Source organism: Streptomyces sp. DSM 106670 (assembly GCF_055792845.1).
In genome coordinates this window covers 7,754,226-7,767,369 of sequence record NZ_CM147704.1, presented here as the reverse complement: position 1 = coordinate 7,767,369, position 13,144 = coordinate 7,754,226, and the positions used below count along the sequence as shown (strand labels likewise).

At 72.0% G+C, this 13,144-nt stretch carries 10 protein-coding genes; 4 read left to right on the top strand and 6 right to left on the bottom strand.

Annotated elements, in window-relative coordinates; translation table 11 throughout:
• The first annotated feature begins 27 nt into the window (after window positions 1-27).
• Both rhaS and ACSMXR_RS34335 read left to right on the top strand, forming a co-directional pair.
• Entirely contained in the window at window positions 28-1,110 is a 1,083-nt protein-coding gene (gene rhaS, locus ACSMXR_RS34340) for a rhamnose ABC transporter substrate-binding protein (RefSeq protein WP_473170705.1), read from the top strand.
• 61 nt (window positions 1,111-1,171) lie between these two features.
• Window positions 1,172-2,197, top strand: coding sequence for a LacI family DNA-binding transcriptional regulator (locus ACSMXR_RS34335; RefSeq protein ID WP_103511899.1), 1,026 nt, complete (start codon window positions 1,172-1,174; stop codon window positions 2,195-2,197).
• A 56-nt stretch (window positions 2,198-2,253) separates the two neighbouring features.
• On the opposite strand, the gene ACSMXR_RS34330 is transcribed toward ACSMXR_RS34335, so the two are convergent.
• The 5 genes from ACSMXR_RS34330 to ACSMXR_RS34310 form a co-directional block, all read right to left on the bottom strand.
• Window positions 2,254-2,919 (bottom strand): TOPRIM nucleotidyl transferase/hydrolase domain-containing protein, encoded by a 666-nt coding sequence (locus ACSMXR_RS34330; RefSeq protein ID WP_473170704.1) that lies wholly within the window; start codon window positions 2,917-2,919, stop codon window positions 2,254-2,256.
• A 223-nt stretch (window positions 2,920-3,142) separates the two neighbouring features.
• Entirely contained in the window at window positions 3,143-4,345 is a 1,203-nt protein-coding gene (locus ACSMXR_RS34325) for an MFS transporter (RefSeq protein WP_473170703.1), read from the bottom strand.
• Window positions 4,342-4,842, bottom strand: a complete 501-nt coding sequence (locus ACSMXR_RS34320; RefSeq protein WP_473170702.1) for a nuclear transport factor 2 family protein — start codon at window positions 4,840-4,842, stop codon at window positions 4,342-4,344. Before ACSMXR_RS34320 ends, ACSMXR_RS34325 begins: the two co-directional genes overlap by 4 nt.
• A 126-nt stretch (window positions 4,843-4,968) precedes the next feature.
• Complete coding sequence (locus ACSMXR_RS34315; RefSeq protein WP_473170701.1) at window positions 4,969-6,585, bottom strand: adenosine deaminase family protein; 1,617 nt, start codon at window positions 6,583-6,585, stop codon at window positions 4,969-4,971.
• A gap of 170 nt (window positions 6,586-6,755) precedes the next feature.
• Window positions 6,756-6,917, bottom strand: coding sequence for a hypothetical protein (locus tag ACSMXR_RS34310; protein ID WP_240805757.1), 162 nt, complete (start codon window positions 6,915-6,917; stop codon window positions 6,756-6,758).
• Window positions 6,918-7,288: 371 nt separating this feature from the next.
• Between ACSMXR_RS34310 and afsR the strand changes: the two genes are divergently transcribed.
• Entirely contained in the window at window positions 7,289-10,246 is a 2,958-nt protein-coding gene (gene afsR / locus ACSMXR_RS34305) for an SARP-family global regulator AfsR (protein WP_473170700.1), read from the top strand.
• 638 nt (window positions 10,247-10,884) lie between these two features.
• Here afsR and ACSMXR_RS34300 read toward each other — a convergent pair.
• The gene (locus tag ACSMXR_RS34300) at window positions 10,885-12,387 is read right to left on the bottom strand and encodes an MFS transporter (protein ID WP_473170699.1); all 1,503 of its coding nucleotides are present in this window, start codon (window positions 12,385-12,387) and stop codon (window positions 10,885-10,887) included.
• A gap of 164 nt (window positions 12,388-12,551) precedes the next feature.
• Here ACSMXR_RS34300 and ACSMXR_RS34295 point away from each other — a divergent pair, with 164 nt between their 5' ends.
• Window positions 12,552-13,028: a MarR family winged helix-turn-helix transcriptional regulator gene (locus tag ACSMXR_RS34295; RefSeq protein WP_170994399.1), complete on the top strand. Its 477-nt coding sequence runs from the start codon at window positions 12,552-12,554 to the stop codon at window positions 13,026-13,028.
• Window positions 13,029-13,144 lie beyond the last annotated feature (116 nt).

Genomic DNA, 13,144 nt, shown 5'->3' with positions numbered 1-13,144 from the left:
CGCCTCCCTCCGTAAAGGACTCCCGCCATGCGTACGTCATCGATCCGCCGCACCTGTGCGGCCCTCGCGGCCGTCACCTCCCTCGCACTCGCCGTCAGCGCCTGCGGGGGCACCACCAAGAGCGATGTGAAGAAGGAGGGCGGTTCGGCCGCCTCGGCCGGAAAGGCGGACCCGGACGCGCCCACCAAGAAGGGCCTGACCGTGGGCTTCCTGCCCAAGCAGGTCAACAACCCCTACTTCACCACCGCCGACAAGGGCGGGCAGAAGGCCGTCGAGGCGCGGGGGTCCACCTTCAAGGAGGTCGGCCCGACCAGCGCCACCGACACCTCGGGCCAGGTCTCCTACGTCAACACCCTCACCCAGCAGCAGGTCGACGCCATCGCCGTGTCCGCGCAGGACCCGGGCGCGCTGTGCACCGCGCTCAAGCAGGCCATGAAGAACGGCGTCAAGGTCGTCACGTACGACTCCGACACCAAGACCGACTGCCGCAATGTGTTCGTCTCGCAGGCCGGCGCGGAGGATCTGGGCCGCACCCAGGTCCAGTTGCTCGCCGAGCAGATCGGCTACAAGGGCGAGATCGCGATCCTGTCCGCCGCCCAGACCGCGACGAACCAGAACCTGTGGATCGACTACATGAAGGACGAGCTGAAGGACCCGAAGTACAAGGACGTGAAGCTGGTGAAGGTGGCGTACGGCAACGACGACGCCCAGCAGTCCTTCCAGCAGACGCAGGGGCTGCTCCAGGAGTATCCGAAGCTCGCCGGGATCGTGTCGCCGACCACGGTCGGCATCAAGGCGGCGGCGCAGTATCTGTCGGGGTCGAAGTACCGGGGCAAGGTGAAGCTGTCCGGCCTCGGCACCCCCAACGATCTGCGCTCGTACGTGAAGAACGGCACCGTCGAGGCGTTCGAGCTGTGGGACCCGGCGAAGCTCGGCGAGCTGGCCGGCCACGCCTCGATCGCCCTGGCGTCCGGGCAGATCACCGGCGCGGAGGGGCAGACCTTCGAGGCGGGCGAGCTGGGCACGTACACGATCGGGAAGGACGGGGTGGTCGACCTCGGCAAGCCGACGGTGTTCGACAAGGACAACATCGACGACTTCGACTTCTGATGCGCGCGGATAGGCTGAGGGCTCGTTCCGCGTCCCTCGCCCCTCTGGAGGTCTCCGTCTGATGGCCCAGTCGGTGGGTATCAAGGACGTGGCCCGGGTCGCCGGAGTATCGGTGGGCACGGTCTCCAACGTCATCAACCGCCCGGACACGGTCGGTCCCGACACCCGGGCCCGGGTCCTGTCGGCGATCGACCGGCTCGGTTACGTCCGCAGCGAGTCGGCGCGGCAGTTGCGGGCGGGGCGCAGCCGGATCATGGGGCTGCTGGTGCTCGACATGGGCAACCCGTTCTTCGTCGACGTGGCGCGCGGGGCGGAGCGGGCCGCGCGCGAGGCGGGGCTCGGCGTCATGGTCTGCAACAGCGCGCAGAGCCCCGGCGAGGAGGCGGAGTATCTGGCGCTCTTCGCGGAACAGCGGGTCCGGGGCGTGCTGCTCACCCCGGCCGACGCGACCGGGCGCAACATCGAGGCCTTCCGCCGCCACGACATCCCGTTCGTCCTCGTCGACCGGGTCGCCGAGGGAACCACCGAGTGCTCGGTGTCGGTCGACGACGTGGCGGGCGGGGCGCTGGCGGTCCGGCATCTGCTGGACGCCGGGCACCGCTCCATCGCGTACGTGAGCGGGCCGCCCGGATTCAACCAGGTCCGGGACCGCCGTACGGGTGCGCTCACCGCGCTCGCGGAGGCGGGCCTGGGGCCGGACGCCCTGCGGGAGCTGCCCACGGAACGGCTCGACGTGGCGGCGGGCCGGGACGCGGGGGCCCGGCTGCTGGGGCTCTCCGACCGGCCGACCGCGGTGTTCTGCGCCAACGACCTGCTCGCCCTGGGGGTGCTGCAGTCGCTGTTCGCCGCCGGGGTCTCGGTGCCCGGCGATCTGGCGCTGGTGGGGTACGACGACATCGAGTTCGCGGCGGCGGCCGCCGTGCCGCTCACGTCCGTACGCCAGCCGGCGGCGACGATGGGGGCACTGGCGGCCGGTCTGCTGCTGGAGGAGACCGGGGCCGGGGCGGCGGACGTGCCGCACGAGCACCGGCGGGTGGTGCTCCAGCCGGAGCTGGTGGTGCGCCGCTCCAGCCTCGCCCCGCGCTGAACGGCGAGCTGTCGGTCAGAGGCGCGAGCTGTCGGTCCAGAGGCGCGAGCCGTCGGTCAGAGGTGGGCGAGGAGTCCGTCCAGCGGGCGTGGCAGGCTCCCGAGGTCGAGGGCCTCGGTCAGCGCACGGGCGTAGTGCTCCTTGCGGCCGCCGATGGTGCCCATGAAGCGCCGCAGCTGCGCCTCGACGGGCCGCTCGCGCTGGGCGGGCTGCCGTTGGAAGAGCCGGAAGGTGCGCTGATCGCCCTGGTCGTCGATGACCCGCTGGACGCCGTCGGTGCCGAGCGCCCGGATCAGCTCGTCCTCCAGGTCGGCGTGGCAGGTGAAGAAGCCCAGCGCCTCCAGGTCGTCGGGGGTGCGGGCGGTGCCGAAGCCGGTCCGCTCCAGGCCCTGGAGGAAGAACCGCTGCTCCGCCGCGTCGCACAGGCCGGCGGGCCGGACGTCGAGCCCGTCGGGCCCCAGCAGGCGGAGGAAGCGGGTGATGCTGGTGGCGCCCCCGAGCGGCACGACCACGGCGCCCTCGGCGGTCAGGTCGCGCCCCTGGCGTTCGGCCAGCGCCTCGACGGCGGCCCGGTCGCTGACGCCCTCCACGAGCACCACGGTGTGCAGGCCCAGGCCGGCGGCCAGCTCGCGGGCGGCCGCGGCCTCGTCGGGCGCCGGTGGGTTCTCGTCACCGGCGGCCCAGGCGATGACCGTCTGCCGAAAGTGCGTCGCAGTGTCCACCGGGCCAGTCTCGCACCATGATCGGCGGGGGCGGCAGGGGTTTTCGCATACGTGAACGAGGCGGGCGTACGCGGGGCGGAAGGAGCCTGTACGCCGACGCGGGGCGCGTACGTCACCGGGGGCGCGTCCGTCTCCCGGGGGCACGTCCGTCGGCGAAGGGCGGGTTCATCGCCGGAGGCGGGTACGTCGGCGAAGGGCGGGTTCATCGCCGGAGGCGGGTACGTCACCGGGGTGCGGGAGGCCGCCGCGCCAGGTGCAGGCCGACGCCCAGGGCCAGCGCGAGCACACAGCCGGAGAAGGTCAGTCCGGCGTTCCTGAGTCCGATGCCCAGGGTGAGCGCGCCGACACCGACGACGGGCAGGGAGATGCCCAGGTAGGCGATCACGAAGAAGGCGGACACGGTCGCGGCCCGGTGCTCGGGCGGCGCCGCCGCGCTGATCGCCTTCACCGCGCCCCGGAACGCCAGCCCCTGCCCGAGGCCGCCGCAGAGCGCCCCGGCGACGAGCAGCGGCAGTGAGGCGAACAGCAAGGAGGCCCCGACCAGCAGGAGTCCGGCGACCAGGACGAAGCAGCCGCCCGGCAGGGCCCGGCGCTCGCCGACCCGCCCCATGAGCGCCTGCCCGGCCGTGGAGGCGAGGAAGACGGAGAAGACGACGAGCCCGGTCAGGGCCAGATTGTGGACGTCGAGCGTCTCGGCCACGAACGCGGGGGCGACCGCCGTGAAGAGGCCCAGCAGGGAGAACCCGGCGAAGGCGGCCAGCGCCGAGGGGGCGAACACGGCGCGCACTTCGGGCGGGACGGCCAGCCCCTGCGGCCGCAGCCGGAAACGGCGGACGGGGGAGGTGACCGTCTCGGGCAGGAGGCAGGTCAGCGCGGCGGCCACGGCGATCAGCGCCAGATGCACGACGAAGGGCAGCCGCAGCGGCCAGGGAGCGTATTCGGCGAGCAGTCCCGACAGGAGCGGACCGCAGCCCAGGCCGCCCATGTTCGCGGCGGTCGCGGCCAGCCCGGCCCTGGCCGCGCGCCCCGGCGGGGCAAGCTCCATGACCGTGACCGTCGCAGCGCCGCTCAGCAGTCCGGCGGCGAAGCCGGAGAGGAGACGGCCGGCGAACAGGGCGGGGAGCCCGCCCTCGAAGAGGAAGCAGAGCGCGCTGGCCGCCGAGAAGCCCAGGGCGGCCAGCAGAACGGGCCGTCGGCCCGTCTCGTCGGAGACGTTCCCGGCGAGCAGCAGGGTGGCGATCACCCCGAGGGCGTAGACGGCGAAGACCACGGTCACCATCAGCTCGGAGAAGCCGAGCTGTTCCCGGTAGAGACCGTAGAGCGGGGTGGGCAGCGTGGTGCCCGCCATGCCGATGGCGAAGACGGCCGCGGCGGCCGGGTAGCCGAGGCACCTCCTCCGGTGGGCGGGGCCGGTCGTCCGGCTCATGCGGCGGGCGACGGGTCCGTCGGGGCGGCGGCGGGCGTGATGTGGCTGAGTACGCACCGCCAGCGGCCGTTACGCCGCACGAAGACGTCCGTGGTCCATTCGTCGGCGTCGAAGCGGCGGCCGCCGTAGTGGGCCGTGTTGGTGATCCGGGCGGTGATCGTCGCGGTGTCGCCGTGGACCCGGATCCTCGGCGGGGTGACGGCCCGCATCGCCGAATGGGTCAGGTCGCCGGACTTCACGTAGCCGAGGAACGCCTCCCGGTCCGTGATGCCGGACTCGGAGACGATGACCCACTCGTCGGCCGTGAAGTCCGCGATCCGTGCCGCGTCGTTCGTGACGATCGCGGCGGCCCAGGCGTCGACGATCGCGGCGAGCTTGGCGTGGTCGGCGTCGGGCACGCCCGGGTCCGCGCCGTCGGGCACGCCCGGGTCCGCGCCGTCGGGCGCGCCCGGGTCCGCGGGCGGCTCGGCGGTCTCGTCCTCTCCGCTCTCTCCCATGCCGCGAGCGTAGCGGCGGGCCGGGCGGGCCGCGCGTCCTACGGGGCGGGCGGGACCGTGCGCGGCTCTGGGCCGCCCTGCACGGTCCCGCCCCCCGGTCGTCGGACGGTCAGCGGTGGCGCGGGGTCAGCGCGCTCCGCCCTGCCGGCGTTCGAATGCGGCGAACGCCGCTTCCTGACGCCACTCGGTGGCCGCCTTGGCGTTGTCCGCGAGATAGCGGGCGCAGGCCGGGACGGGCGGCGCGATGCCCGGCCGGGATCCGGCGCAGACGCGCACCGGGCGGTAGCCGGAGCGCTCGGCGCCGGTGGCCCACAGGCTGCCGCCGTCGAGGAAGGCGTACGTCAGCGAGGCGCGCGCCAGGTCCTTCAGCTCGGTGTAGCCGAGGCCGTAGGTCGCGCGGGCGTACTGGTACTCGTGGCTGATGTCGATCCGCGAGACGCCGGGGTCGTCGGTGGCCAGGACCACCGGGACGCCGTAGCGGCGGTAGGCGTTGAACGGGTGGTCGTCGCCCGCGACGCCCAGGATCTGCTTGTTGCTGCTGAACGGCACCTCGACGGCGACATCGCGCCGGGCCATGGTCCGGGCGAGCTGCTGCCAGTCGTCCTCGTGGACCAGGTCCACGCCGTGGCCGATGCGTTCGGCTCCGGCGACGAGGACGGCCTCGCGGATGTGGAACGTCAGGTCCTCGGGCTTGACCAGGCCGGGGGTCAGCTCACCTGCGTGCAGGGTGAGGCGGGCGTCCGGGTACTGGGTGCGCAGGTACTGGAGCATCCGCATCTGGAGGCGGTAGTTGCGCAGGGCGCTCTCCCCGTCCTCCGGCTGGACGAGGTTGACGGCGACGAAGCGCGGGTCGCGCTCCGCGAGTCGCATGCCGACGGCCATCTGTGTGAACACGCGCTCGTTCGAACTGCCGCGGGAGACCTGGGAGATCCACCGGACGGGGAGCCGGCAGCCGGGGTCGGGGCGGCCGGTGTCGCAGTGCGCGGTCTCCCGGAACTGGGCGTCGGCGGCGTCCGCCTCGCGTACGGCCTCGGCGACGACCGCGTCGAGCTTGCCGCCGGCGACCAGCTTCCGGTGGAACGCGGCGAGATCGGCGTCGTAGCCCACGGACTCGGCGAGCTTCTTCGCGGAGTCCGAGGCCGGGGTGACCAGGGTCTCCAGGTAGAACTGGTTCTGCTCCACCACGGTGTTGGCGACGTTGGCGAGCATCTTGCCGCGGTCGCGCGTCGCCTCGCCGAACTTGCCGAAGGTGTCGAAGAAGTGGTCGTGGCCGGACTGGTCGGCGGGGAAGTCCTGCATCGACCAGGCGCGGACGATCCGCTGACGGAACGCGGCGTCCGTGCGGGCGTCGGCGGCCGGCCGGGTGCCCGGTCCGCAGGGCGGGCGCACGGCGGTGTCGGTGGCGTCGATGCACAGGCCGTTCTCGCCCGCGAGTTGGATCAGATACTCGGTGGTGACGGCGCCCGAGAGATGGTTGTGGAGGTCGCCGCCCTTGGGCAGCGCCGCGAAGAACGCCTTGAGCCGCGCCGGGTTGTCCCGCAACGCGTCGAGGCGGGCGGCGGTCCTGCGTTCGGCCGGGGTCGTGAGGCGGCCCGGCGCCTGCGCCTCGACCCGGGGAGACGTGTCCTGCGCGGGCGCCGCGGCGGCCGGTACGGCGGGGAGGAGCGTGACGAGAGCGAGTAAACCGAGCCCGGCCGGGAGCAGGGACTTGGGACGGTGGGCCGTCCGAATCGAAGAGATCACCGCCGAATGATCGCGTCGGCGGGCCTGTTTCCCGGCCCGAATCGCATACATGGGCAGCAAGATCCACTCGATCGAGTGGGGAGATCTCCCGTCCCGAACGGTGCGGTGGGCGGGGCCCCGGCACAACGCACCGGAGCCCCGCCCCGCTGCTCAGCGGGGTGTCGATCCGGTCAGGCGACCACGTCCAGCGCGCCGTACAGCGCGTAGAGGATCGCGGGAAGCGCGCCGATGAGTCCCGCTACGGCGGCGATGACCGTGGGAAGCCGGTGCGTGGTCCGCAGCGCCTTCACCAAATGGCCCACGAGGGCGAAGTAGGCCAGCGAGATGACCACGCCGGCCAGTAATCCTGTCGATGAACCCGTGAAGTGCATGACAGCGCACTCTCCTAACGTCCGATTGCCCAGTCCGTGATGAGATCGGCACGCTGCGGGAAGGACACGTCAACAGGCCCTTGGCTAGAGGGACCTCGGCGCTCTTCAACGGCGTGACGACGCTATGAAGGTAGCCCAAAGTCGCATCTGCGCAATAGACTTGGGGGAATTGAGCACGCCAAGGACCCCGGGAGGCCATCCCGGGGTACCCTCGCGACGCTGGTCCTCCGGACTGGGCAGTCTGGTGGCGGACGTCAGATTCACCATGGTGGGCCTCGGAGATATACGAACGATGTACGTCCTGCATACGGATGCGGGACACGGTCGGAGAAATGGTGGTGCTGGGCGAGGTGATGGCAGCGGAGGCGCCGGACCTGAGGTTCTCGGTGCTCGGCCCGGTGCGCGCCTGGCGTGGGTCCGAGGCGGTCCCCACCGGCAGTCCGCAGCAGCGCGCCCTGCTCTCGGCGCTCCTCCTGCGCGACGGCCGCACCGCGACCGCCGGGGAACTGATCGACGCGATGTGGGGCGACGAGCCTCCGCCACAGGCCTTGGCCGTCACCCGCACGTACGCCTCCAGGCTGCGCAAGGTGCTCTCGAGTGAGCACCTCGTGTCCGAGTCCGGCGGTTACGCACTACGGCTGTCCCCCGGTGCGCTGGATCTCGACCTGGCCCGCGATTGCGCCGACCACGCCGATCGGGCTCGCGCGTCCGGAGAACGCACCCTCGCACGGGAGTTGTTGAACCGCGCGCTGGGTCTGTGGGACGGCGAACCCCTGGCCGGAGTGCCCGGCCCCTTCGCCGAGAACCAGCGGACCAGGCTCTCCGAATGGCGACTCCAGTTGCTGGAGAGCCGCCTCGACCTGGATCTGGAGGTCGGTCACCATGCCGAGGCCGTATCCGAGTTGACCTCCCTCGTGGCCGCGCACCCGCTGCGGGAACGGCTGCGGGAGCTCTTGATGCTGGCCCTCTACCGGAGTGGCAGACAGGCCGAGGCGCTCGCCGTCTACGCCGACACGCGCAGGCTGCTCGCCGAGGAGCTGGGCGTAGAGCCCCGCCCCGAGTTGGCCAGGCTCCAGCAGCGCATCCTGCACGCCGACGGCGGTCTCGTGCCTTCCGGCGAACCAGCTCCGCCGGTCACCGCCGCCTCCGTGCGGCCCGCTCAACTGCCCGCCACCATCGCGGATTTCACAGGCCGAACTGCATTCGTCAGCGACCTCGCCGCGACGCTGTCCCCGGGCGCCGAGAGCAAGGTCATGGCCTTTTCCGCGCTCGCCGGGCCCGGCGGCGTCGGCAAGACGACCCTGGCCGTGCATGTCGCGCACAGCGCGCGCCCGTACTTCCCCGACGGGCAGCTCTACGCCGACCTGAGCGGTTCGGGAACGGCACCCGCCGAGCCGCGAGCCGTCCTCGGGGACTTCCTCCACGGCCTGGGGATGCGCTCCTCGGACATTCCCGACAGTCTGCCCGCGCGGTCCGCGCTGTACCGTTCGCTCCTCGACGGCAGGCGCGTGCTGGTTCTCCTCGACAACGCCCGCGACGCGGCGCAGGTACGGCCGCTGCTGCCGGGTGCGGCGGGCTGCGCCGCCCTGGTCACCAGCCGGGTCAGGATGACGGCTCTCGAAGGGGCTCACCTCGTGGACCTCGATGTGATGAGCCCCGAGGAGGGCGTTCAGCTCTTCACCCGCATCGTGGGGGAAGACCGCGTGAGGCCCGAACTGCAGGCCGCGCACGATGTCGTCGCCGCCTGCGGCTATCTGCCCCTCGCCATCCGGATCGCCGCGTCCCGGCTGGCCGCCCGCCGCACCTGGACCGTCTCCGTCCTCGCCGCGAAGTTCGCCGACGAACGCCGCCGACTCGACGAGCTCCAGGTGGGCGACCTCGCCGTCACCGCCACCTTCGAACTCGGTTACGGCCAGCTGGAACCCGCCCAGCAGCGCGCGTTCCAGCTCCTCGGCCTGGCCGGTGGTCCCGACATCTCGCTCCCGGCCGCAGCAGCGGCGCTCGCTCTCACCGAGTCCCGCACCGAGGATGTCCTCGAGTCGCTGGTGGACAGCTCTCTCCTCGAATCGGCCATGCCCGGCCGCTACCGCTTCCACCGTCTCGTCCGGCTGTACGCACGTGATCGGGCCGAACACGGCGAACTGCCCCTCGGCGAAGTCGAAGCGGCTCTCGACCGCCTCCTCGACTTCTATCTCGCCACGGCCTCACGCGCGTACGCCCTGGAACGTCCCGGCGACCGCTTCCCGGCCCATCTCTCCGCAACCAGCCACCCCGGCCTGGATTTCGCCGAGCCGCGTGCCGCCCTGGACTGGCTCCATCGCGAGGCGGGCCCTCTCCTGGCCTGCGCCCGGCAGGCCACCGAACGACCCGGGGCCCTGCCGCGGGCCGTGGACCTGGTGTGGGCGGCCAGGAATCTCGGCGAGTCCGGCGCCCACTCCGGCCAGTACGAGTCCGCCGCCGTCGCCCTGCGCGACGCCGCGCACAGCTCCGGCGACCCGGGCGCCGAGGGCCGTGCCCGTGCGGCTCTCACCGACGTCCTTCTGATCGCCGGACGGTTCGCCGAGGCGGACGGCGAGGCGCGCCGGGCAATGGACCTCGCCCGCGAGTCGGGCGACGTGCTGGTCGGCTGCCGTGCGTCGAACGACCTCGGGATCATCGCGTTGCACCAGGGCCGCCTCCAGGACGGCGAGCGCCATCTGCTGGAGGCGATCGAGAAGTTCCGCGCCGACGGCAACACGCTCGGCGAGGCGGGCGCTCTGTGCGACCTCTCGCGGGTCCATGTCGCGATGGACCGGCCGGCCAGTGCGGTCGAGCTCGCCCAGCGGGGCATCGACCTGTACGACACGCTGGGCGCGTCCCTGCGGTGGGCCAACGGCCGATACGCGCTCGGCATGGCCCTCACCCGGGCAGGCAGGCCGGCGGAAGCCGTCGAGCAGTTGGAGCATGCGCTGCGGATCTTCCGCGACAGTCAGCAGGACCTGTGGGTGGGGCTCACATACTTCCGCCTCGCCGAGGCCGAACTCATGGACCGGCCCTCCTCGGCCGCTGCCCACGCCGAACAGGCCATGGCCGCCCTCCGTGGAATCGGCGGCGCATGGCGGCGCGCCAACGTCCTCGTCGTGCTGGGCAAGGCTGTGCGCGCGATGGGTCAACCCCACCGCGCGCGCGTTTGCTGGCAGGAGGCGTTGGAGCTCTTCGAGTCCACCGCATCCGCGGAGGCAGCGCCGTTGCGCACCCTCCTCGCGGCGGTCACCGAAGAGGCGGTCAGCGCACCCGTCCCCGGGCCTTGAGGGCGCCTCGCGTTCGGCGTGCTCGGTCAGCGCTCGGTAGACGCCGGCCACCGAGGGGTCGTAGCCCCTGCGCTTACCGGCGGGGCTGAACAGGTTGGGCTGGATCTGCTCGACGGACTCGGCGCCCGCGCGGCGCCGCTCGAACCGGGGCCGGACCCGGACGCGGGTGCTGACCTTCTCGCTGAAGATCTTGTCGCGGGGGATGCCATGTCCAGCGAACGCGTCGAGCTGGGAGTCGAGTTCCTTGCCGAGGGTCGAACAGCGGGCGTAGCCGATGCGGATGTCCGCGCCGGGCAGGTCCGGGTCGATCGGCGGGGGCGGTGCCGGGCCGCCATGGCCGGCCCGGGTACGGGGTGAGGCGATGCGGGGCACGCCGAACGGCAGGCCCATCTCGCGGGCGACGTCCCGCCCGGCACCGCGCAGGTCCACGGCTTGTCCGCCCTCCCGCAGGGCGGAAGCCCGCTCGACAAGGGTGGCCCGCATTCCGTGCCGGTCGAGCCAGTGAGCCAGGGCCGGACCGGCGATGCCGGCTCCCGCGATCAGCACGTTCCGGTGTGTCATGACGCTCCCTTCCGTCATCCTCGTCTTCTCCCACCTCGGACGGCGCCCCGGTGCGGTCCGTTCGGGCCGGCCGGGGCTCAGATGGTGAGGTGCTGCTTGGTACCGGAGTCGTCGGCGGCCGTCTCGGGGATGACGCCGTGCTGCTCTTCCTCGGGGCGGCCCTTCTTGGGCAGCAGGAAGGTGATCGCGAAGAAGACCACCAGCAGGCATGCCTGGACGATCAGGGCGCGGTGGAAGCCGCCGGTGAAGTCACTGGTCCTGGCCTGGGCGAAGAACACCGAGCCGAAGATCGCGACGCCGATGGAGCCGCCGATCGCCTGGACCGCCGACAGGACACCGGAGGCGGATCCGATCTCGTCGTCGTCGACCGCGGCCAGGATGAAGCTGAACAGGGCGGCGATCACCATGCCTGCGCCGATGCCCGCCACCGCCACGCCGGGAGCGATGTCCCGGATCGAGAACGAGGCGGGGTCGAGGCCGTCGAGCTCGAACCACAGCACGGCCGCGCCGGCCAGCTGGACCAGCGGTCCGATCTGCAGCACCTTGCGACCGATCCTGTCGGCGAGGAACGCGCCGCTGATGGCGCCGCCGATCGCGGTTCCCACCGCGAGCGGCAGGTTGCCGAGGCCCGCGTCACCGGCGGTGAAGTGGTGGCCGATCTGGAGGAACAGGGTCAGTACGAGCTGGGTGCCGATGAGCCCGCCGAAGAACAGGGCGATGCCGCCGAGGCCAACGGTGAAGGCGGGCTTGCGCAGCAGGCCCGGGGTGACCAGCGGCTCGCGGCCCGCGGCGGCCGTACGGCGCTGCTGGAGGGCGAAGAGGGCGAAACCGATCACGGAGGCGGCCATGGACAGCCACGTCCACAGCGGCCAGCCGTTCTCCTGTCCCTGGTTGAGCGGCAGCACCAGCAGGGCGCAGGACGCCACGACCAGGGCGGCGCCGGTCATGTCGACCCGGACCGTCCTGTCGCCCGCCTTCTTCGGCACGAACTTCGCGGCGACGATCAGTGCCGCGACGCCGATGGGCAGGTTGATCAGAAACACCGACCGCCAGCCCAGGCCGAAGAAGTCGCCCTCGATGAGGAAGCCGCCCAGGACCGGGCCGATGATGCCGCCCAGGCCGAGAACGGGTCCGAAGATCGCGAAGACCTTGGTGAGCTCGGGGCCGGAGAAGTTCTCCCGCAGCAGGCCCAGCCCCTGGGGCAGCAGCATCGCTCCGGCGACGCCCTGCAGCAGACGGAAGACGATCAGCGACTCGATGCTCGGCGCGACCGCGCACAGCAGCGAGGCCGCGGTGAACGCCGCGAGTCCGATCAGGAACATCCGGCGCCGGCCGTAGCGGTCGCCGAGCCGGCCGCCGAGCACCAGACCGGCGCCCAGGGTGAGGGCGTAGCCGCCGATCACCCATTGCAGTCCGACGGAACCGGCACCGAGGGACTTCTCCAGGTCCGGCCCGGCGACGTTGACGATCGAGGCGTCCAGAAGATCCATGATCTCCGCGACGATCATCACCGCCAGGATCAGCCAGCGCCACCGGTAGGGCTCGGTCGTCCTGTCAGGGGTGAGGGACGGGTCACGCACGCCAGATACCTCCATGGTGAAGTAATTCCATCATGAAGGTAAAGTCGTGGCGGTAGGTTGTCAAAGCGGGGTGCGTGGGCCGTGCAGACCACGTGGCAGAAGAGAAGGGCGAAGGCGTGGAGGAAGCAGTGCGCGACGGTGTCGCGGAGCAGCGTGAGCGACTGATGGAGTCGCTGAGGATCTACGGCGGCCACTACGCCGAGCTCAGCCGGCGCTTCGCCGCCTGGCTGGGCCTGCACTCCACGGACGCGACCGCGGTCCTGGAGATCGCCGCCGCCGAGGAGCGCGGCACCCCCCTGTCGCCGGCGCGGTTGAGCGAGCGGATCTCCCTGTCCTCGGGCGCCACCACCGCGCTGCTGAACCGCCTCGAAGCGGCGGGGCACATCACCCGTGCCCGCGACCACTCCGACCGGCGCATCGTCACGCTGCACAGCGGCGGGCACATCCAGGAGAGGGCGGACGAGTTCTTCGGCCCTCTCGCCCACCGCCTCGACGCCTCGATGTCGCACTTCCCGCCGCAGTTCCTGGAACAGGTCGAAACGTTCATGGCCGACCTGAACACCACCATGGACAGCCACCTCACGGAACAGGACGCGGTGACTCCGCGCTCGCCCCACACTCCTGATGGACGAACCACCTGACCGGGGCTGCGGCCGGCTCGCCGCTGCGCGGGCCGGGCACCGAAGCCGCCCTGGTCCTCCTCCAGCAGCGTCCAGATCTCGATCAAGTCCTACGGCTCCTGGTCCTGCGCACCCCC

What these genes read in the sequence shown, in the direction of transcription:
- rhaS (WP_473170705.1), top strand. Translation starts at nt 28, where the DNA reads ATGCGTACGTCATCGATCCGCCGCACCTGTGCGGCCCTCGCGGCCGTC.
- ACSMXR_RS34335 (WP_103511899.1), top strand. Translation starts at nt 1,172, where the DNA reads ATGGCCCAGTCGGTGGGTATCAAGGACGTGGCCCGGGTCGCCGGAGTA.
- ACSMXR_RS34325 (WP_473170703.1), bottom strand. Translation starts at nt 4,345, where the DNA reads ATGAGCCGGACGACCGGCCCCGCCCACCGGAGGAGGTGCCTCGGCTAC.
- ACSMXR_RS34320 (WP_473170702.1), bottom strand. Translation starts at nt 4,842, where the DNA reads ATGGGAGAGAGCGGAGAGGACGAGACCGCCGAGCCGCCCGCGGACCCG.
- afsR (WP_473170700.1), top strand. Translation starts at nt 7,289, where the DNA reads ATGGTGGTGCTGGGCGAGGTGATGGCAGCGGAGGCGCCGGACCTGAGG.
- ACSMXR_RS34295 (WP_170994399.1), top strand. Translation starts at nt 12,552, where the DNA reads ATGGAGTCGCTGAGGATCTACGGCGGCCACTACGCCGAGCTCAGCCGG.